The organism is Paenibacillus sp. FSL R5-0490 (genome assembly GCF_001956215.1).
In the GTDB taxonomy this organism is placed as follows: domain Bacteria; phylum Bacillota; class Bacilli; order Bacillales; family Cytobacillaceae; genus Cytobacillus.
In genome coordinates this window covers 50886-71678 of the sequence record NZ_MRTQ01000005.1, presented here as the reverse complement: position 1 = coordinate 71678, position 20793 = coordinate 50886, and the positions used below count along the sequence as shown (strand labels likewise).

Genomic DNA, 20793 nt, shown 5'->3' with positions numbered 1-20793 from the left:
TCACCTTATCTATAGTTTTTTCTCTTGGCTGCAGCAGCAAAGGATTTCTGGATAAACCTGATTTCCTCAACAAGGACAGGATAAGCAGAAAATCTGGCTTCAAGACCTTCGGCAAATTCCAGTAATTTATCAAACTCTTTATGAATGATATAGTGATCAAATAGTAATCTCGCAAATGTGTAATAATCAGAGGGCTGCATATTAGGGTTAAGGCAGCCAATCACTAACATTTCGTAACTATCTTTATCCAGGTTATTCCGTGCCAGCTCAAGCTGTGGTGCAATCAGCTGGAACATCTGACTCTGGAATCCTGCTCTGTTTTCATGTTCGGCAGCCTGCATTTTCTCTTCCAGTGCCGTATCCTGCTCATCTTCACCGTCTACTCCGATTTCAGTTTCAGCAGCAGACGCCGCTTCATCAGTATATAAGGAAGAGTCATATTCAACAGGATCCTCCGAATCGAATTCATGCTCTCCAGCCGGATTTACAGATCTGGAATCATCTGAATCGTCCATCGGATTAAGACTTTCAAAGTATTCTTCAAGTACATTATCGGAAACCTTTATCTCATCTTGAACAGCCAGATCTTCTGTTCCATTAATTACCACATCAGAATAAACGGAACTTCCTATTTCTTCATTTATCATATCTTCCAGTTCTGCCAGATAATCGATCTCCGGCATGGCTGGATCCAACGTGTTCTCCTCTGTATCTTTTTCATCTATTTGCGGAGCATTATCCTCATTTGCTCCTTCAAACAGCATAATTTCAATTCCATCCAGATTTAGATCATATTGATGACTTTCTTCTTCTGAAGGATCTGCAATAATACTTTCTATAACTAAGTCAAATTGACTATTTGTATTCTCTTCGCTGCTAAAATCTATTAAGTTTAATTCTGCAGTACCTTCTTCTGATTCCTGCTGAACAAGGGTACGCAAAGCAGGTTTATCAGACTCCTCAGATGCATGTTTTTCATTCAAATTCTCATTTACATTTCCTGTTTCCATAATGACTGCGGAAAAAGCACCTGTTTCTTCATCTGTATGAAATAATCCTGTGATTTTATTATGGGCCAGATAGGTACCTGTCAATAAAAGCAGCAAAAGAATAAGTGCTGCCTGCCATTCAGAAAACAATTCTTTTGCTGTCAGCCCAAACATGCCCAGCAAAATGGAAACCACAATGACATACATTTTTCCTTTTTTAGTTAAGCCCGAAGGAATGAAATAAACAGCAGGAATAATGAAAACTAAAGATGCCAAAGCAAATGCAAGGGTGACCATTCCATCTCTCCTTTCTTTTTAAGACTTAACAGCTAAACCTATCAAAAAATGCATAATTCGACCTATAAATACAAATCTTGCTATTAAATATTGTATAATACAAATAGGTATTTTGAAAGAAGGAGTGGGCTATGAAATTTAAAAAATTACTTACTAGTTCAAAAGGCTTAACTCTTGTGGAAGTACTTGTTTCACTAACAATATTAGGGATAGTTTTAATGGGTACCATGAAGTTTTTTTCTCAGGCTTACACTTATACCAATATGAATGAAAAGAAAACGGCAGCTGTCAATGTTGCAAGAAATGCACTAATGCATATTGAGAAAGAAAGTTTTATAGAAGTAAGGGAAGAGTTTAGAAATGACAAAGATCATTACCTTAATCTTCTAATTTGTGATCGTTCTTATAAAATATTTTGGAATGGTGAAACTCCTGAACCAAACTGCAGTCCAATTATAGTAAATAATATTGAGTACAATATAACTATTAATTTACCAAAAAACGAAGTTGAGAATACTAATCCCGCCAAAGGGGAACATTCTTCCTTTTTTGTGCCTCTGGAAGCGACAGTGACCTGGGAGATCAACGGAAAAGAAGAATCTACAGAAATAGAAGGAGAAATAAAAAGTGAAGATCTTCGATGAGCGCGGTGCCACTCTTTATGAATTGCTTGCCGTTTTGGTTATCAGCAGCATTATCCTTCCGATTATTTATGGAGTATTCACTTCTGGGTACAAGCTCTACAATAAGATTGGCATTGAAGGGCAGCTTAGGGATGATGCCGATTATACAGCAACAATGATCATGAACACATTTTATTCTTTTCCTTTTGACTATGTCAGAGAATGCGGCGAAAAAAATTGCATTGAGCTGGTAAATTCATCAAGTACATCTTTAACTAAACAAGAGAAAGAACAGCAGACTTTTTATACCATAAATCAAAACACTGAAAATAAAGAGGAGCAGGTGATCAGGATTGAAATAACTGATTCTGAAAATGACAGCAGCCGGAAAGCAATCTCAATTGATAGCGCAGAGATTACTTCTGCAGCTGATTTCAGCGAATCCGCATTAGGAATTTCATGTTCTGAGTCTACTGATAAAAATGAGGAAGAATGTACGCAGGGAATGATTGATTTAATGCTAAAGCTCGATCATGAAAGGCTTGAAGAAAAATTAGAGCTTAATAGTAAGTTTGGATTTTAAGAGGTGATCATTTGCTGAAAAATGAGCGGGGCAATACCCTTATTACTGTTTTGTTAATGTCCCTTATATTTACCGTTTTGGGAATGAGTATTCTGGCAGCTTCTCTGGGAGGGGCCAAAAGAACGGAAACGAGGGAGAGTGATATCACCATAACATATGATTCTGTAAAGGTAATCGACCAATTGACCTCCGAATTGGCAGGAATTCTGCCGAACCTTCCACTTGAAGATTACCGGAGAAAGGACATTGAAGGAAAACTTTATGTGCGGAGTGACTTTGATATAGACCTGAAGAATAAGCTGAAAGATGACTTAATTCTGCGTTATAGTACAAAGGAAAATATAAGCTGTTTGAATATTATTGACCTGTCAGGAAGCAGTGCAAGCTTTATCGATTCCTCCACACCTTGCATGGATGACATATCTGATTATGATACATTTAATATTGAACTGGAAAATGATTTTACAAGAGTATTAGACATCATTATAGTTACTAAAAATCCTGTTGAAACAGAAGGTAAGATTACACGGACTCTCAGGAAGAGGCTCATCCTGTCTCCCCTTCCTAGTTTTTTGAAATATGCTGCCGGCTCTTTTTCTGATGATAATGGCTCCGGTCTATTTTTAAATGGTTCAGCAAACTTCTCCGGAAATGTGTATGCTAACCGATTAACATTAAATGATGATGCTGAATACGAATTGCGTGATGGAAGGAATCAGAAACAGGATACGAATATGTCCTCAATTAATGGGGATTTATATAGTTCAACAGCGAACCTTCTTCCGCTGCTCGAAAAAAAGAATTTTTATAAAGACCATGTACCTGAGCTTAAGCATGACAGCCAGTTTATTAATATCGATTTTGAAAAAACGATGAATGAAGAAGCCAATGAATTACTATCATCAAAGGGGATTCCTGCCTTCAGAACCGGAAATGGCCATACGTTTTCAGAAGAGATAAAATCCGGAATTCTTTCTTCTTTCGCTATAAATACTCTGATTAAGGAACAAGTAAAAAAGCAATCCGGGCTTCCCGAGATCTTGCAGGAAATAGGCACTAATAATGAATCAGATTTTAAAAGTTACCTTATAAACACACCCAAAGATGCTTCCCTGCTAAACGGCCTTATTCAGGGGGATGTGGTGATTATGGCAGAGGATACTTCTCTTGAATTGAATGAAAAGCTGATTGTTTATGGTGACCTTTATCTCGTGAATTTTACAGATTTAACGATAAACGAGGATATATTTGTAACCGGGAGAACTCACCTAGTCAATTTTAATGGCAAGCTTGAGGTGAATGAAAATATTATTTCGGCAAAGGATATTATTATAGAATCCTATGCTCAGAATAGTGACGAACTTTTCAGTAAAGGCATTAAGGTCAACGGTGATATATTGTCAGGCAAAAACACAGCTATTAATGCTCTTAATACTTCGATTGAAATGACAGGAACCATAATCTCCAACGAATCCTTTACAATAAATGGTGATGAAACTGGAGAACCTTCAGAAAATGATCAGGTAATCTTTGATTCTGTTGTATACGCAGGCAAGCGTGCAATAATATCGAATGTAAATGTTTTAGGATCGGAAAACAACACAAAACAGCTTGTTCTGATGGCTAAAGATGATTTACTGCTCACACGCATAAATGAATTCGGCAATTTCGATCCTGATGATGAAGCTGGAATGCCATATGTCCCTGAAGATGAAAGGATAAAACCTTTAAAAGGATTTTTCTATACAGAAAAAGATGCAGAATTATATGGGGTAGGTTCGCTGTTTTATATCAATGGAGGCATTTTTGCCAAAGAAAAGCTGATAATTAACGCTATTCGCGGTGAAGTAAAGTCCATCGAAGAGCTGCCCTCAAGATCATCTCAACTGGATAAGTATTCCCGTTTTATTGTGAACTACGATCAAAATGTACTTCTGCAGCGAATAGATACCCTTCCAATTGTAAAACATCTTCAAATATTTTCTGATGAACTATTAATAGAATGAGAAAAAGGTGCTGACATAAGCACCTTTTTCTTTTACCATTTACCCTCCCCAGAGGGACCATCATCAGTTTGTTCATCCTCATTCACTACTTCAAAAAGAGCTGATGCTTTCGGCTGCTTTCCGTCTTTTTGCGTTTCAGCAGCTGCAGTTACCTTGGAGTAACCTATTTCCACACCCTCAATGTACCATTCAGCCCCCCTCTGAACAGCACGGACTTTATCAGGCATCTCTGAGAGTACTTCAGCAATTTCCTGATCTGTGGCATTAAAAGGATTAAAAATCAGCAGTCTTTTTAATGCGATACTGTCTCCCCTGGCAATTTTATATACAGCTTTATTAAACTTTATTTCATCTAAAGCAATGTAAGGATCGGTTACGATCACTTTTATTTTCTTTTCAATGTTCGAGCCGTCCTTGGTTCTTACAATTAAATACGTTTCACCCGCAGATTTTCCAAAAATTGAATAACCATCGGTTAATGCAGCTATAGATGTATCTTCAATGAGCACCTCGAGTTCTTTATTGGATGCATCAGCTGGCGAAATTTCCACTTTAAATGATATTGACTTTTCGACATCCAATTCAATTGGATCTGGAGCTACTGATATCCTTTCAATTCTTCTATTAACTGTAATTGTCTTTGAGATTTCATTTCCAAACGCGAATCCTCCAGTTGCTTTAACCTTAATTATATAAGTTCCTGGAGCATTTAAAAGCACACTGTCCTTAGCGGCAAAAGGCTTCCATTCTTCTTTTTCCCCGTCTTTCTCAACTTTGTAGTAATAACTTACATCTTTACCTGCAACCAGTTTACTTAAGTTGAAGGCAATCGGTTCGTAAACAACATCCCTATGGGACAGGACCTTCCCGGAAACCTGACCTTTCATCTCAAAATCCGGTTCAAAATAAAGCATTGCCACACTATCATCGCTGTACTCAATTTTAATGCCTGATGCTTGAGTTTCTGTAAGAAAATACAAATTCTTTACAGGTTTATTCTTCAGATCATAATTATTCGGAAACTCCGTCTGCGTCAGTTTTCTGCCGTGATTATTTAAATCAATTTTTGAAATGATGCCTGATGCATCTCCATCATAAGCAATGTTATTAAAACTATATAATCTCACCTTTGCATCAATTACTTGGCTGGAAGCAGCGATGCTGGTTGATTGAGGCTTGTTCGGGAATCTGCTGTCAGTGTAAAACACTTGTGCACGCGGCATTGTTAATCCATAGAAAGCTCTATCTGCTTTTAATGCTAGTTTTGCAGAAAGATGATCCGGTGTGAAAGCACCATTTTTATAGCTGGTTTGCTGATTTGCCAGAATAAGGACTGCATATCTTTGTCCATTAATCATCACTTCTTTCACAGAAGGATCCGCAATGAGAATCCCATCAGGAAGCGGCTGTTTAATCACTACATCGCTGAGGCTTCCTTCCACTCTGCTATCAGGAATGCCTGTTGGCTCCAAATTATACTTTATATTGAAATGATTAGATTGAGTATTTGAATTCATTTCCTTGACTAATTCACGTAAATCATTTTGCACTTTTTCCAGCAGCATGGTTCCTTTAAATGATGCAGGGGCATCATCTTTCACTTCAATCTGCAGTTCAGGATGGACCAATACTTGTTCTTTATTATTCAAATCCTTGTATTTTAACTTAATATTATCTTTAAAAAGATACTTTCCCTCTTCCGCAAAATTTAGTGGAATACTGAAATCCAGTTCGCTTATTGTTTCTTTCCCAATATCATATTTGAAATTGACCTGTTTGGTTATAATGTTATTTTCAGTTTGGATGGCATTCGAGCCTTCTGCCAGAGAAACCTTTCCATTAAAGCGATTTAAGTCAATTTGTATCTCTGCAGTAATTGAAGGTTTCAGGACACTGCTTGAAATTCGTTCGAGTATATCCCCAATATTTCCTGTGCCCGCCTGAATGGCTGTTTCTCCAGTATAGTTGGACATCTCGTTTAGAAAGTTCATATCGATATCATTATCACTGCCAAATCCGATCGAATATAGTTTTATATTACTAACAGTAAGTTTTCTTACTTCATCAATAATAGCTTTTCTAATAGAAGTTTGAGTCGATGCATAGTTTTCATTATTATTTTTCAGATAATAACTCCTATTATTATTATCTAGAAAATATTCATCGGCCAAGTATTGATAAGGGATATAAGGATAAAAAGTCCCATTTTTTGTGTAGCCTTTCGTTAGAAGTTCTTCGATATACGTTACTTCTTCTGTTACTTTATTTGTCTCGCAAAATATTAAAAAACAGGATTTTTTATTAAAAGTTCTTATTTGTTTATTCTCCGAATATGTAGGTACACCATCAGTCAGGAAGATAATATTATTATTCGTATTCCCGCCTTTTAATAGCTCTTCCGCTTTTTTTATCGGATCCTTATAATTTGTTCCATTGATTGCTGATAGAGTCCTGACTTTTTCTTTTATCATGCCAAGATCATTTAGTGCATTTCCCGTTGGGTAAAAGAATCCCTCTTGCTCGCTGATTTTTTTATTGAAGGGGATTAAATAGTATCGGTCTTTGGAATTTGCAGTCTCTAAAAAGTGGTCGAGAGCATTTTTCATTGCGGCTTTAGCGCTGTCAAGTTTACCTGCATCATTCATTGAACCGGAAATATCCATAATAAAGACAATATCCATTGGTTCTCTATTACTATCAGATGCAGTTCCGCTCTGCTTTACTCTGAAATCCAGATTGGCTGCTGCCGGCTTGCCGGCTGGTTTAACGATTATATTCTGGGAAGGCTGAACGGTGAAGTTTAACTTGGCATCATTTAATCCAGATGCCATTGAAGGTTGAACAGATAGGGAGCATATAATAAGAGCGGTTAATAAACTAAGCAGTATTTTCTTTGCCATATAGTTAAATCCCTCCTTTACCAGTATTATGCATTACTCCCATTATACCAATTCACCTATAAAAACCATATATTTAATAGGTCCAAAGATTTGTTTTTTCATAAAAAAATCCTTTTGACAGGCAAAAGGATTTTACTTTACATATTCCGCAACCCTATTCCTCCCAGCCTGCTTAGCTCCAACATATAACGCTCTGTCAGCATGGCGTATGAGGGCCAGTGAATCATCGGCATCTTCCGGTGCAGCAGCTACCCCAATCGAAGCGGTAATATAAACTTTTGTACTGCTGCTTCTTCCATCGATGGTCTGTTTGAGCAGGAATGGACGATTGGCAATAGTCTGTCTGATAAGCTCGGCCCAGCCTATTGCATCTTCCTTGCTGGTATCAGGCATTAAGACAATAAATTCCTCGCCGCCATATCGGGCAGTAATTCCAGCCGTATCAATCAGATTTGTCAGCCGATCAGCCAGTTCGCAGAGGATTTCATTTCCGCTCTGATGTCCATACGTATCGTTCACTTTTTTAAAATGATCGATATCGAGTATGATAAGCGAGAGGAGATCCCTTGAACCATTTTGCAATCTGCTAAACTCTTCATTTAGCTTCGCTTCGATATAGCGGTAATTATATAGTTTCGTTAGCGCACAGCGCTCGCTTTTGGCTTTTGTTTCTTCATAGTGCCTGGCATTCTCAATGGCTATTGCAAAATGCGAACATAATATATCGACAATCATGAGCTGCGACTTTTCATATGCCCTTTTTTTCGTGGATGAAAGCAGCAGAATCCCCAATATTTCATTATTTCGGATGATTGGAACACAAATGATGCTCTCAGCATCTTCAGGCAAAAATTCCTTAGCAATGCTTTTCCATTTATTTTTCGAGTGAAAAAGGACGGATTTTCTGGTTTCCAAAACCAATCCGCTGATTCCCTCATTTTTATTTGTTGGCATAAGATCATTCGGCTTTATTAGTTCATGCTCTTTCCGGTAAATGGAGTGAAGTTCATCATTGTCTTTGATATCAAGGATGCAGGCATAATCAACAGGAACCATTTCGCTCAATTTCAAAATGAAAAGCTCCATAACCTCATTAACATCAAGGTGCTCGGCCATTTTATGACTTATTTCTGAGGCTTTTTGAAGGTAATCAATCACCTTCTCACTTGAGTAATAAAGATGAAGTATGATTGAAAGACTTACAAATGGCACACCTACAATCAGGAGTGCAATAATCCCCACTTCAGCATAAAGAATGTAAAGGATAAGGCCAATCGGGAATGTTATGAGTGAAGTGACTGTTTCCCAAATCAGGTCTTTTTCCAGAAAGGATATTCTCCTGCCATACAATGCAGCCTGAATTACACTGATTAATATCTGATTTAGTGTAAAATGAATGACCGGATAGGCGGCCGCAACCCAGAAATACTGGGGTTCAGCAATCAAATCTATGCCTGTCTTGCCTCCCATTGCAAAATAAGCCAGCCCGCTCAATAAAGAGACCGTAAAGAATAAAAGTGAGTTAAGCGGCAGACGAAACAGCTGGTCTTTTTGTACTTTAAGTCTTATAAGAAGTACCAGGACACCCACCTGAACCATAATCATTTCGGCAAGAAGACCAAAGGTTAAGAAGACTGCCATGGAAACCCATTGAATCAAAAAGATTGGTGTATTATTGACAACCATCGGCATGGAAGAAACGAGAAACATTAAAATAAAAAAGGCAAATAAGCTGATTCCCTGTCCTGAAAGATCGGGAGGGTAAAAATGATAGGTTAGCATGGAACCTGCGGGAAATAACAGTATCCATAATAACCATATTATTTTTTTGGCTCGTGAACTAACTATCTTTTTCCCCTCCTCCAATTTATTCAGGAAAATAGTCTGATAATAAAAATATTTTATCAAATTTTCTAACTTTTGTCATATTTTCATTGTTTGTTTTCCAAAAGTTTCAAAAGAGCTGGCTTCACTTCTGATAGGAAGTAAAGGGATCCGGTTATGACAAGGACGCTGTTTTTTCCTGCTTCGCACACTTCAGTCTTCAATAGCTCTTTCCAATCTGTATGAAATTGTTTCCTGCTGTTTTCACTGAGATTATATAAATCTTCAGCTGATGCTGCTCTCGGAAAGTGAAATTCTGTAAAGGTGATGGAGTCTGCAGCAGAGTCAAGCTTATTGATCATTTTATCAAGCTTTTTATCAGCCAGAGCAGCAAATATAATCTTTTTGTTTCGATCTCCAAAACGCTTCTCCAGCTCAGCAGTTAAAGCAGATATCCCTTCTTCATTATGTGCCCCATCTATTACCACCAGCGGGTCATGAGACACAATTTCAAATCTGCCGGGCCAGAAGGCAGTTTTCAATCCGGCTCTAATGTGTTTTTCCTCAATAATGAAAGAATAATACTTATTTAATAACTCTGCTGCCATTACAGCCAGGGATGCATTTTCAGTCTGGTGTTTCCCGCTCATCCCTGTCTCAAGATCATGGAACTCCTGAAAGACTGTCTCAAGGGAGAAAAACTCACCCTGAACCAGGGGTTTATGATCCGAAATAGCAAATTCCTTCCCCAGCTGATAAACCGGGGACTTTAAGCCTGAAGCTTTATCTTGGATAACAGCGAGTGCTTCTTCCTGTTTGACAGCGGTAATAACACTGATTCCAGGTTTTATGATTCCCGCTTTTTCAAAAGCGATTTTCTCATAAGTATCCCCCAGTATGGCTGTATGATCGAGCCCGATGCTTGTTATGATTGATAACACGGGATAAATGATGTTAGTGGAGTCATATCTGCCGCCAAGCCCCACTTCAAACAATACAAGATCCACCGGTCTTACATGACCAAAATATTGAAAAGCCATGGCAGTAATGATTTCAAACTCAGTTGGTCCGCCAAGTTCCGTCTGTTCCAATTCAACAGCCAGCGGATATATATCATTGGCAAGCTGAACAAGATCTTTATCTGCAATTGGAGTTCCGTTTAGGGAAATACGTTCATTAAAATTCTCAAAATATGGCGATGTAAAAGTCCCGACCGAATAACCCGCCTCTTGAAGAATGGATCTTAAAAATGTAACTGTTGAGCCTTTTCCGTTCGTTCCGCCAATATGAACAGACTTAATTCTTCTCTCGGGATGGCCGAGTTTTTCCATCATCCATTCCATTCTCTGAAGTCCCGGCTTCATCCCCAGCCTCAGACTTGAATGAATCCACTCCAGTGCTTCCTCATAAGCAGAAAACATATATATGCACCTCCGTTATACAGGAAGGAAGACGAATCCCTGATATGGACCCGCCTTCCCAAACTTTTATTATTCTCCTTTTAGCTCTCTAATGCGAGCTTCTACAGCTGCTCTCTTCTCGCTGTAGTCTTGTTCTTTTGCTTTTTCTTCTTCAATTACTTTTTCCGGCGCTTTTTTAATAAAGCCTTCGTTTGAAAGTTTCTTCTGAACACGTTCTACTTCTTTATTTAATTTATCCCATTCTTTCTGCAGTCTGGCCACTTCTTCTTCAATATTAATCAGGCCCTCAAGCGGCAGGATAATTTCTGCACCAGTCACAACTGCTGTCATTGCCTTATCAGGGGTTTCAACCTCTAAAGCCAGCACCAGTTCCTCAGGGTTACAGAAGCGTTCAATATAGGCACGGTTATTTTCCAGTATAGAAAGAATTTCCTGGTCTTTAGCCCTAACCATCATTTTAATCTTCTTGCTCATTGGCGTGTTCACTTCAGCACGGCTGTTGCGGACAGAACGGATGATTTCAACAAGCAGCTTCATTTCATTTGCAGCCTGGTTGTCTGTGTATTCATCGTTCACAGCCGGCCACTGGGCAACTGTGATAGATTCGCCTGAATGAGGAAGGTTCTGCCAGATTTCCTCCGTAATGAATGGCATAAATGGATGAAGCAGGCGCATTGTGTTATCCAGAACATATGCCAAAATGGAGCGCGTCGTTTTCTTGGCAGCTTCATCTTCTCCATAAAGCGGAAGCTTCGCCATTTCAATATACCAGTCGCAGAAGTCATCCCAGATGAAGTTGTAGAGCACTCGGCCAACCTCTCCAAACTCATAGCGGTCAGACAATCTTGTAACTGTCTCGATTGTTTCATTCAAACGGGTTAATATCCACTTATCAGCAACAGACTTTTCACCGCTTAAATCAATTTCTTCGAATTTTAATCCATCCATATTCATTAAGGCAAAGCGGGATGCATTCCAGATTTTATTGGCAAAGTTCCAGGTTGCCTCTACCTTTTCCATACTGAAGCGAAGATCCTGTCCCGGCGAGCTTCCTGTAGAAAGGAAATAACGGAGTGAATCGGCACCATACTGGTCGATTACATCCATTGGATCAACGCCATTTCCAAGGGACTTACTCATCTTGCGTCCCTGTGAGTCACGAACAAGACCATGAATTAATACATCCTGGAATGGACGCTCTCCTGTAAATTCGAGACCCTGGAAAATCATTCTTGATACCCAGAAGAAAATGATGTCATAGCCTGTTACAAGAGCTGCTGTCGGATAGTATCTCTTAAAGTCAGCTGAGTCAGTATCCGGCCAGCCCATCGTTGAAAACGGCCATAATGCAGAACTGAACCATGTATCTAATACATCTTTATCCTGTTCCCAGTTTTCACTATCTTCAGGAGCTTCATGACCTACGTAAACCTCACCAGTCTCCTTGTGATACCAGGCCGGGATGCGGTGTCCCCACCAAAGCTGGCGTGAAATACACCAGTCGCGGATATTTTCCATCCAGCGCAGATACGTTTTTTCAAATCGCTCCGGAACAAAGTTCACTTTTTCCTCTTTATTTTGAAGCGCAATGGCTTCATCTGCAAGAGGCTGCATTTTTACAAACCATTGTGTTGAAAGGTATGGTTCGACTACTGCACCGCTGCGCTCTGAATGGCCCACAGAATGCATATGCTCTTCAATTTTGAAAAGAACTCCTTCTTCCTGAAGGTCCTTTACGATCTGCTTGCGGCATTCAAAGCGGTCCATCCCCTGGTAAATACCTGCTCGCGTGTTCATCGTGCCGTCTTCATTCATTACAAGGATTCTTTCAAGATTGTGGCGGTTTCCGATTTCGAAATCATTTGGGTCATGAGCCGGTGTAATTTTTACTGCACCTGATCCGAAATCCATTTCTACATAATCATCCGCAACAATCGGAATTTCCCGTCCTGTGATCGGCAATTTAACTGTCTTGCCGATTAAATGCTTATAGCGCTCGTCTTCCGGATGTACTGCAACAGCAGTATCGCCAAGCATCGTTTCAGGGCGCGTAGTGGCAATTTCGATATGTCCCGAACCGTCTGTCAGCGGATATCTCATATGGTAGAAAGCGCCTTGAACATCCTTATATATAACTTCAATATCAGAAAGGGCTGTTTTCGTAGACGGATCCCAGTTGATAATGTACTCGCCGCGGTAAATCAGTCCTTTATTATAAAGTGAAACGAAAACATCTCTAACAGCTTTTGATAAGCCTTCATCAAGGGTGAAGCGTTCACGGCTGTAATCAAGCCCTAATCCAAGCTTTGACCATTGCTGGCGGATATGGCTGGCATATTCCTCTTTCCATTTCCATGTTTCTTCCACAAATTTTTCACGGCCTAGATCATAACGGCTTTTTCCATCATTGCGAAGTTTTTCTTCAACCTTTGCCTGCGTGGCGATACCTGCATGGTCCATTCCAGGAAGCCATAAAACATCGTAACCCTGCATACGCTTCATTCGGGTGAGGATATCCTGCAGCGTCGTATCCCATGCATGGCCGAGATGAAGCTTTCCTGTTACGTTCGGAGGCGGGATTACAATTGTATACGGCTGCTTCGTTTCGTCATCTTTTGCTTCAAAGAACTTCCCTTCCAGCCACCAGTCATATCTTCCTTTTTCAATCGCCAGCGGATCATATTTCGTCGGCATTGTTAATTCATTGTTATCCATATGTCATTCTTCCTTTCTAAAAGCAATCAGCAAAAATAAAAAACTCCATTCGCCATAAAAGGACGAATGGAGTTTGTTTCGCGGTACCACCTTTTTTTCAACCACTATAGAAAAGCCCAAAAGACATTCTTATAGTAATTGACACTTATGCAGATAACGGATTTCCCGTCTTTTACTACTTGGCTTAAGCCTTTCGCAAAAGATGCTCTGGGGCGACCTTCCAACGGTTCTGCCTGGATAACCTTTCAGCTGCTGGTTTTCCTCTCTAAAAGGCAAATGGCCATTGTACTCTTCCCTGTCTTAGCATCGATATAAAGTTATATATAAAATATACTACCGAAAAAATACTGTTATAGTCAATAAGGATAACCCAATTTTTTATATATTATTCACTGTCTCCATTGAAGTGCTGATAAATCAGCCCTTATTCATTGACGGGGTGCTGGAACGTTATAGGGGAAAAAATGAAAATAGGCACTTTACGGAAAAAAGAATCATAGGATATATATAAGAACATTGGGAAAAGGGGTATGCACAAATGAGAAGAAAATATAATCCATACACACTGCCTCCCTGGTTAAGAACTTTCAGGAATGTATGTGCACAATTCATTATCCCGTTCTGTGTTTTTCAAGGCATAAGAACCATATTATTGCCTACTACCTTCGATGTACTGCTGCTCTCGCTGTTCATCCTGATCGCTATCGCCTTTCATCTTCAATTGGTTTAAGGAGCCCGCATTCTTCAGCTTTGGGCTCCTTCCTGTGCCTGAGCTTCTGCTGCCGCTTTTGCTTCCTGCTTTTGCCTCTCAATCTCATCGATTCTCATAACGGCATATTCAATATTTTTTAAAAGCCAGTACTGCCTTTGAAGATGCTGAACCGCTTTTCTTTCTCCTCTCTTTCCTTCCCCTTTATAATATTGTTCGCAAGCTTTGATAATCGGACCCGGATGAGCAAAGTAGCTTTGAAACAGCAGCATCTCGTCGTCCCTGAAGGGAAAGTACTTCATATAAGTGTAAATCCATTCTACACATTCTTCCGATCTTTTTGGATATGTTTTCAGTGTTCTTGATAAAAACGGCAATAAATCATGGAGCGGCGACCCCTGTCTTGCATTTTCGAAATTTGTGAAGTAGCCATATCCCCTATCATCGTATAAAAAATGTTCCGTTGAAACTTTTCCATGAATGATGACCGTACGTGCTTTTTCACTTTCCTTTGTTTTTTCATACCAATCTTTAAATTTGTTTGTGGAGAATTTTAGTGCCTGACTGACATCATGGTAATATAGGGAAAACATTAGCTCAAAAGGAGACATATACTCTTTTCTTTCGCAGGCCTCGATGAATCCCTCCAAAAACTCCTTTTCCTTCTCCCATTCCTGTAAGGTATTTTCATAATGTTCGGTACGGTCTTCTTTTTTTATAGGAACTTCCCGTGAGGACAATGTGTGGAGTCTTGCCAATTCCCTAATCATCTGCTGATGCCGCTCAAATCTGTCCTCCTTTTCTTCATTGGACATCCAGGGCATTAAATAAAATAATTCATTTTGATGGAGCACCGCATATCTTCCGTCCACCGTTGGGTAAATAGGCACTATTCTGTTATAGCCTTTTTGAAAGAGTGTTTGTACATGCCTTATAAAATCTGCTCCACGCTGAGGCTTTATTTTCTTCAAAGCAAACACGCCTTTGCTGCTGTAAATCTTCTGAACTCTCCCAAAATCCTCTACAAAATGCGGCTCTAATGAATAATGTTTTAAAATGGGAGAGACTTTCTGCAGCCGATTTTTTTCTTCCACCTTAACCACTCACTTTCCAGAATAAAAAAATATATATTGGTGAAACGAAAATAGCTGAGCGGGTTATCAATACCTGCTCAGCCTTTTAACCTTTTAATGGGCTACCGCAACAGGAATGTACAGCACTTGCCCTTCATAAATATCCTGATTAATTTCCAGATGATTCACCCTTAAAAGCTGCTGGGACGGTATATCATACCTTTCAGCAATGGCATCAATTGTATCGCCGTTCTGCACAATGCAAACCTTGAGTTTAACATGTTCTTCTGACTCTTCCTTGCGGGCAAAAAACTCAGTTAACGACATGCTTTTCTTTTTGGAGAGTTTCTTTTTCTTAGCTTCCTGTTCTGAAGAGGATGATGATTCCTCTGTTTCCTCACCAGTTTCCGGTGCAGCTGCCTGGACAGGTTTCTTTTCAAAAGAGGGGCTATCCGATTCGGATGTTTCCGTCATTTGATAAATTTCCTGTGCAGTTGGCGGTTTTTCCTCTTCGCTGCGCTGGGAAGAGAAAGATACTTCCGGGGCAGTTTTCTGCTTCTGTTCTTCTTGTGGCTGTTCTTGAGTTACTTCAAGCGCTGCCGGCACTGCAGGTTTGATGACTTCCTGCTCTTCCGTTTCAGGCTGCTTTCTTGCTTCTGCCTCAAATGGGATATATACCTCAGCTGTCTCTAGATGCTCTTCCGACTGCCCCTCTTCCCGTATATCTTCCTCGGCGCCAGCGAATACCTGTTCAGCGGATGCCTGTTCCTCCCTTTCTTCCTCCTGCTCCTGTTCTTCCTGCTGATAAGACGGCCATTCCTGCAGAATCGGCTCTTCCTCCTCTGTCTCCTCCACCGCTTCAGGAGATCTGTACAGGGGCTCTAATTCTTCAGTTTCAGGTTCAGTTTCTTCCTCCCATACTTGAACAGGCACATGCTGCTGATCACCATATAATCCTGTAATAGTTAAATTAGCTGTCAGCTTCATACAGCTTCTTTCCGGCAGAACATAATCGAAGGACTCTACCGCAACGTCAATATCGTAAATGCTTTGGATTCTATTATTCGGAATGGTGATATCGACAGGAAAATAGTGTTTGAATTCACAAATTCCTTCTCCCCGTTCTTCGATTGTCTGAACGAACTTGGTAACTGCAAAATCCTCTTGTTCTTCTTCGGATGCTTCTTCATCGCTGCGTCTATACTCACCCGCCAGTTCCAGTGCTCCCTGGATTGTAACATATTGATCGCTTTCCTGAATTGTTATATTGGGGTCTAACGAGATGGAAATCAGGTCTGATACTTCCTGTCCTTTTTGAAACCATACTGATTCTTCTAAAGAAAATCGTAAGCACGATGGATTCCCCTGAGACAAAGCGACTCCTCCCTTCGAATCTTTGCGTTTAATCACTATGTCATTAACAATCCTATGAGGGATGAGGATACTTTATGATTAGAAAAATAGCGCTTTAAGGGAATATGAAAAACACTCATCAAAAATGATGAGTGTCAGGTTTTGCTTATTTTAATTTGGAGAATGCCTGTTCAGCAGCTAAGATTGTTTTTTCGATATCCTCATCTGTATGTGCAGTAGAGAGGAAGAGTCCTTCGAATTGGGATGGCGGCAGGAAGACTCCCTGATTTGCCATTTCCCTATAATATTCCGCAAAGAATTCAAGGTTGGATGTTTTGGCTTTTTCATAGTTAATAACGTCTTCATTTGTGAAGAAGATGCCAATCATGGATCCGGCACGGTTGATGGTGTGCGGGATATCATATTTTTCAGCAGCTGCCTTAAGCCCTTCTTCCAGTCTGTCTGCTTTTCTTTCAAATTCTTTGTAGGAATCCGGTGTCAGCTGGCTTAAAGTCTCGAAACCGGCTGTCATGGCAAGAGGATTTCCTGATAATGTTCCTGCCTGGTAAATTGGGCCGCTTGGTGCAATCTGCTTCATTATTTCAGCTTTTCCGCCATATGCACCGACTGGGAGACCGCCGCCAATAACTTTTCCAAGACATGTAATGTCCGGTGTCACGCCAAAATAGCCCTGCGCACAATTGTAGCCGACGCGGAATCCGGTCATTACTTCATCAAAAATAAGCAGGGATCCGTTTTGCTCTGTAATTTCTCTTAAGCCTTCAAGGAAGCCCGGCTGTGGAGGAACGACTCCCATATTTCCAGCTACCGGCTCCACAATCACACCTGCAATATCATCTCCGAATTGCTCGAAGGCATATCTTACACTTTCAAGATCATTATAAGGAACTGTAATCGTGTTTTTAGCAACACCTTCAGGAACTCCCGGACTGTCAGGCAGCCCCAGTGTTGCTACACCAGAGCCGGCTTTAATTAAAAGGGAATCGCCGTGGCCATGATAGCAGCCTTCAAATTTCATGATTTTATTTCGGCCGGTGTATCCTCGGGCAAGTCTTAAAGCACTCATGGTAGCTTCTGTTCCGGAAGAAACCATCCGAACCACTTCGATGGAAGGGACGCGCTCAATAACAAGCTTAGCAAGCTCATTTTCAATTTCAGTTGGAGCTCCGAAGCTTGTCCCCATTTCAGCTACTTTCTTAATACCCTCGACCACACGTTCGTTCGTATGACCCAGAATTAAGGGGCCCCAGGACAAAACATAATCGATATATTCATTGCCATCGATATCGTAGATTTTAGAGCCGCGTCCGCGTTCCATAAAAATGGGATCCATATTAACCGATTTAAAGGCACGTACAGGAGAGTTTACACCTCCAGGCATCAATTCGCTTGCCTCTTTAAAAGCCTTGTTAGATTTTTCATAAGAGCGCATGTCATCCCTCTTTTCTATTTAATAAGGAGTTTCATTAACTAATGATCTGCAGTTTTATCCTTGTTCCTTAATCCACCTTGCCGCATCTTTTGCATGGTAAGTAATGATTAAATCACTTCCTGCACGCTTCATGCCTGTAAGCATTTCCATAACTATTTTCTGTTCATCAATCCAGCCGTTTTGTGCCGCAGCTTTAACCATTGAATATTCACCGCTCACATTATAAATCACAATTGGCAGATTGATGTTATTCTTAACGTCCCGTACAATGTCCAAATAAGGCATTCCCGGCTTAACAATCAGGAAGTCTGCCCCTTCCATTAAATCAGATTCTGCTTCGCGCATGGCTTCCATGCGGTTAGCAGGATCCATCTGATACGCTTTCCGGTCGCCAAATTGCGGTGTGCTGTCAGCTGCATCCCGGAAAGGACCATAGAATGCAGATGCATATTTAACTGCATAAGACATAACAGGGATATCTTCAAATCCGGCTTCATCAAGACCTGCCCGGATGGCTGCTGTAAACCCATCCATCATATTTGATGGGGCAATAATGTCTGCTCCTGCTTTAGCCTGGCTTACAGCCGTCTGCACAAGCAGTTCCAGAGATGCATCATTCAGCACTTCCCCATTTTCAATTAAACCGCAGTGGCCATGGTCGGTATACTCGCAAAGGCAAGTATCAGCAATAATGATGACTTCCGGAAATTTAGCTTTAATAAATCTGGTAGCTTCCTGTACGATTCCATGATCATGATAAGCCTGCTGCCCGCATGCGTCTTTCTCTTTAGGAATTCCAAATAAGAGAACGGATTTTATTCCAAGAGAAACGACTTCGTTCATTTCCTCCTCGAGATGATCCAGCGATAAGTTGAAGATGCCCGGCATTGAAGGTATTTCTCTTTTAATGCCTTCTCCTTCTGCCACAAAAATCGGATAAATTAAATCCTCTGTACGCAAGAAGTTTTCACGGATAAGCGCTCTCATATTCGGACTTTTACGAAGACGTCTATGCCTGTTAAATTGAAGATCCATTAATTTTCCCTCCTGGTTTCTGCTAAGTATCTAATAATGCTCTTAAGCATGCTATGTACTGTATATTCTTCCGGAACTGCATGTACCTGCAGGCCATACGCCTCTGCGCGTTCTTTAGTCACAGGGCCGATGCAGCCCACCACACTGTCTTTTACAGCAGTCAGAAATCCAAGCTCCTTAACAGCCTCCATAAAATGATCCACTGTGGAAGGACTGGTAAAAGGAAGAATGTCTAACCCTTTTCCTGAAAGCTGATCTCTTAACAGACTGATGCTTTCACGTGGAAAAACAGTTTTATAAACAATAATTTCATCAACATTTGCACCCTTTTCTGAGAGAGATGCTGCGATATAGTCACGTGCCAGATTTCCTTTAGGGATCAATACCTTCATCCCTTTTTCTACTAATGGCAAAAAATCCTCAACAAATCCTTCAGCAACATATTCTCCGGGCACAAACTGCACCTTTAATCCCTTGTCGGCAAGCACTTTTTTAGTTTTCTCACCGATAACCGCTATTTTAGGGAAGGGGCTGCTTAGACTAAAATTTTCAAAAAAAGCATCTACAGCAGTTTTGCTGGTGAATATCACCCAGTCATAAGTATGAATTTGCTTATGGGCCTGAAATAAAGCTTTATCCCGCAAAGGCTCGAATGCAATCAGGGGGATCTCTACCGGCATCCCCCCATAGCTTCGGATAAGAGCTGAAAAGGCCTGAGCCTGTTTTTTCCCTCTTGGCACCAGAACATTCATGCCTTCTAAAGGGGAAGTCCCTTTCATTGCCCGTCAAGCTCCTCTTTTACCCTGTCGATAAGCTCTTTAGCTCCCTGTTCGGTTAACTTAACAGCCACCTTAACACCAAGCTCTTCCGGGTTTGAACCTGTTAGCGTCTCCTTATAAATCACTTTACCATCAGGAGAGCCTACAAGTCCTGTTAACTCCAATTCCCCTGTTTCATTAATTGCTGCAAACCCTGCAATCGGAACCTGGCAGCCGCCTTCCATCTTATGCAGGAACGCACGCTCTGCACGCACAGTCTGGTTCGTCTCAGGGCATGTGAATTTATCCAGCAATGCCCGAAGCTCCTTATCACTTTCACGGCACTCTATGGAAAGTGCTCCCTGGCCAACAGCCGGCACACAGATCTCCGGCTCCAGGAATTCCGTAACAACATCCGATGCCCAGCCCATCCTGGATAGACCTGCTGCCGCAAGAATGATCGCATCATATTCTTCCGTTTCCAGTTTGGATAATCGGGTATCTATGTTTCCTCTGATCCACTTAATCTCGAGATCCGAACGCTGCGCCAGAAGCTGTGCCCCTCTACGCAGGCTGCTTGTTCCAATTGTAGATCCCGGCTTTAAGTCATTCAGTTTGATGTGCCCTTTTGAAATGAGTGCATCCCGATGGTCTTCTCTTTCCGGAATGCTTCCAATTGTCAGACCTTCCGGAAGAACAGCAGGCATATCCTTCATGCTATGTACAGCCATATCAATTTCCTCATCAAGCATGGCCTGTTCGATTTCCTTTACGAATAAACCTTTTCCTCCGACCTTTGAAAGGGTAACATCAAGAATTTTATCACCTTTTGTGACAATTTCCTTCACTTCAAACTCAAAGGATGGATCAATGTTTTTCAATTGGCTGATCACCCAGTTGGTCTGAGTTAATGCCAGCTTGCTTCGTCTTGAACCTACAATTATTTTTCTCATGACAGCCTCCTGCAATTATGTCTGGCAGCGAACAGCCGCCTCCGCTTTTCTTTGTCCAGCTTCGGCTCCTGGCCCCTCGAGGTCATAAGCTGTTCTGCTCT

The 20793-nt window shown here is 40.8% G+C and carries 15 protein-coding genes and 1 other annotated feature; of the genes, 4 read left to right on the top strand and 11 right to left on the bottom strand.

Features of this window, described 5'->3' with window-relative positions; genetic code table 11:
• Positions 1 to 5 precede the first annotated feature (5 nt).
• Entirely contained in the window at positions 6 to 1286 is a 1281-nt protein-coding gene (locus BK139_RS05370) for a hypothetical protein (RefSeq protein WP_076257345.1), read from the bottom strand.
• A 131-nt stretch (positions 1287 to 1417) separates the two neighbouring features.
• Here BK139_RS05370 and BK139_RS05365 point away from each other — a divergent pair, with 131 nt between their 5' ends.
• From BK139_RS05365 to BK139_RS05355, 3 genes are read left to right on the top strand one after another with little or no spacing between them, the layout of a single operon-like run.
• A complete protein-coding gene (locus BK139_RS05365; RefSeq protein ID WP_076257344.1) occupies positions 1418 to 1930 on the top strand; it encodes a type IV pilus modification PilV family protein in 513 nt (170 codons plus the stop codon).
• Entirely contained in the window at positions 1914 to 2492 is a 579-nt protein-coding gene (locus BK139_RS05360; RefSeq protein ID WP_076257343.1) for a hypothetical protein, read from the top strand. Before BK139_RS05365 ends, BK139_RS05360 begins: the two co-directional genes overlap by 17 nt.
• An 11-nt stretch (positions 2493 to 2503) precedes the next feature.
• Positions 2504 to 4498, top strand: a complete 1995-nt coding sequence (locus BK139_RS05355; RefSeq protein WP_076257342.1) for a hypothetical protein — start codon at positions 2504 to 2506, stop codon at positions 4496 to 4498.
• Between the two features lie 32 nt (positions 4499 to 4530).
• Here BK139_RS05355 and BK139_RS05350 read toward each other — a convergent pair whose 3' ends face one another.
• The 4 genes from BK139_RS05350 to BK139_RS05335 all read right to left on the bottom strand — a co-directional run bounded on the left by BK139_RS05350 (position 4531) and on the right by BK139_RS05335 (position 13358).
• Positions 4531 to 7398 carry a vWA domain-containing protein gene (locus tag BK139_RS05350; protein WP_076257341.1) on the bottom strand — a complete coding sequence of 956 codons (2868 nt, stop codon included), beginning with the start codon at positions 7396 to 7398 and terminating at the stop codon, positions 4531 to 4533.
• Positions 7399 to 7530: 132 nt separating this feature from the next.
• Entirely contained in the window at positions 7531 to 9180 is a 1650-nt protein-coding gene (locus BK139_RS05345) for a sensor domain-containing diguanylate cyclase (RefSeq protein WP_076257461.1), read from the bottom strand.
• Between the two features lie 149 nt (positions 9181 to 9329).
• A complete protein-coding gene (locus tag BK139_RS05340; RefSeq protein ID WP_076257340.1) occupies positions 9330 to 10643 on the bottom strand; it encodes a bifunctional folylpolyglutamate synthase/dihydrofolate synthase in 1314 nt (437 codons plus the stop codon).
• Between the two features lie 69 nt (positions 10644 to 10712).
• Positions 10713 to 13358 carry a valine--tRNA ligase gene (locus BK139_RS05335; protein ID WP_076257339.1) on the bottom strand — a complete coding sequence of 882 codons (2646 nt, stop codon included), beginning with the start codon at positions 13356 to 13358 and terminating at the stop codon, positions 10713 to 10715.
• A 55-nt stretch (positions 13359 to 13413) separates the two neighbouring features.
• Positions 13414 to 13669 (bottom strand) — a binding site (T-box leader).
• Positions 13670 to 13896: 227 nt separating this feature from the next.
• On the opposite strand from BK139_RS05335, the gene BK139_RS05330 reads away from it, so the two are divergent.
• On the top strand, positions 13897 to 14088 hold the full coding sequence (locus tag BK139_RS05330) for a hypothetical protein (protein ID WP_019380294.1): 192 nt from the start codon (positions 13897 to 13899) through the stop codon (positions 14086 to 14088).
• Between the two features lie 14 nt (positions 14089 to 14102).
• On the opposite strand, the gene ysxE is transcribed toward BK139_RS05330, so the two are convergent.
• The 6 genes from ysxE to hemC form a co-directional block, all read right to left on the bottom strand.
• Complete coding sequence (gene ysxE, locus BK139_RS05325; protein WP_076257338.1) at positions 14103 to 15161, bottom strand: spore coat protein YsxE; 1059 nt, start codon at positions 15159 to 15161, stop codon at positions 14103 to 14105.
• A 93-nt stretch (positions 15162 to 15254) separates the two neighbouring features.
• Positions 15255 to 16514, bottom strand: coding sequence for a stage VI sporulation protein D (spoVID, locus tag BK139_RS05320; protein ID WP_076257337.1), 1260 nt, complete (start codon positions 16512 to 16514; stop codon positions 15255 to 15257).
• A 145-nt stretch (positions 16515 to 16659) separates the two neighbouring features.
• Positions 16660 to 17946 (bottom strand): glutamate-1-semialdehyde 2,1-aminomutase, encoded by a 1287-nt coding sequence (gene hemL / locus BK139_RS05315; protein ID WP_076257336.1) that lies wholly within the window; start codon positions 17944 to 17946, stop codon positions 16660 to 16662.
• 54 nt (positions 17947 to 18000) lie between these two features.
• Positions 18001 to 18981: a porphobilinogen synthase gene (gene hemB, locus BK139_RS05310; RefSeq protein WP_076257335.1), complete on the bottom strand. Its 981-nt coding sequence runs from the start codon at positions 18979 to 18981 to the stop codon at positions 18001 to 18003.
• Entirely contained in the window at positions 18981 to 19760 is a 780-nt protein-coding gene (locus BK139_RS05305) for a uroporphyrinogen-III synthase (RefSeq protein WP_076257334.1), read from the bottom strand. Before BK139_RS05305 ends, hemB begins: the two co-directional genes overlap by 1 nt.
• On the bottom strand, positions 19757 to 20692 hold the full coding sequence (hemC, locus tag BK139_RS05300) for a hydroxymethylbilane synthase (RefSeq protein ID WP_076257333.1): 936 nt from the start codon (positions 20690 to 20692) through the stop codon (positions 19757 to 19759). The genes BK139_RS05305 and hemC overlap by 4 nt, the downstream gene beginning before the upstream one ends.
• Positions 20693 to 20793 lie beyond the last annotated feature (101 nt).

Excerpts from the sequence above, each read along its gene's own strand:
- hemC (WP_076257333.1), bottom strand. The coding sequence starts at position 20,692 with ATGAGAAAAATAATTGTAGGTTCAAGACGAAGCAAGCTGGCATTAACT.
- hemL (WP_076257336.1), bottom strand. The coding sequence starts at position 17,946 with ATGCGCTCTTATGAAAAATCTAACAAGGCTTTTAAAGAGGCAAGCGAA.
- BK139_RS05340 (WP_076257340.1), bottom strand. The coding sequence starts at position 10,643 with ATGTTTTCTGCTTATGAGGAAGCACTGGAGTGGATTCATTCAAGTCTG.
- BK139_RS05330 (WP_019380294.1), top strand. The coding sequence starts at position 13,897 with ATGAGAAGAAAATATAATCCATACACACTGCCTCCCTGGTTAAGAACT.
- BK139_RS05305 (WP_076257334.1), bottom strand. The coding sequence starts at position 19,760 with ATGAAAGGGACTTCCCCTTTAGAAGGCATGAATGTTCTGGTGCCAAGA.
- BK139_RS05335 (WP_076257339.1), bottom strand. The coding sequence starts at position 13,358 with ATGGATAACAATGAATTAACAATGCCGACGAAATATGATCCGCTGGCG.
- BK139_RS05350 (WP_076257341.1), bottom strand. The coding sequence starts at position 7,398 with ATGGCAAAGAAAATACTGCTTAGTTTATTAACCGCTCTTATTATATGC.
- BK139_RS05365 (WP_076257344.1), top strand. The coding sequence starts at position 1,418 with ATGAAATTTAAAAAATTACTTACTAGTTCAAAAGGCTTAACTCTTGTG.
- BK139_RS05345 (WP_076257461.1), bottom strand. The coding sequence starts at position 9,180 with ATGCTAACCTATCATTTTTACCCTCCCGATCTTTCAGGACAGGGAATC.
- BK139_RS05370 (WP_076257345.1), bottom strand. The coding sequence starts at position 1,286 with ATGGTCACCCTTGCATTTGCTTTGGCATCTTTAGTTTTCATTATTCCT.
- hemB (WP_076257335.1), bottom strand. The coding sequence starts at position 18,981 with ATGGATCTTCAATTTAACAGGCATAGACGTCTTCGTAAAAGTCCGAAT.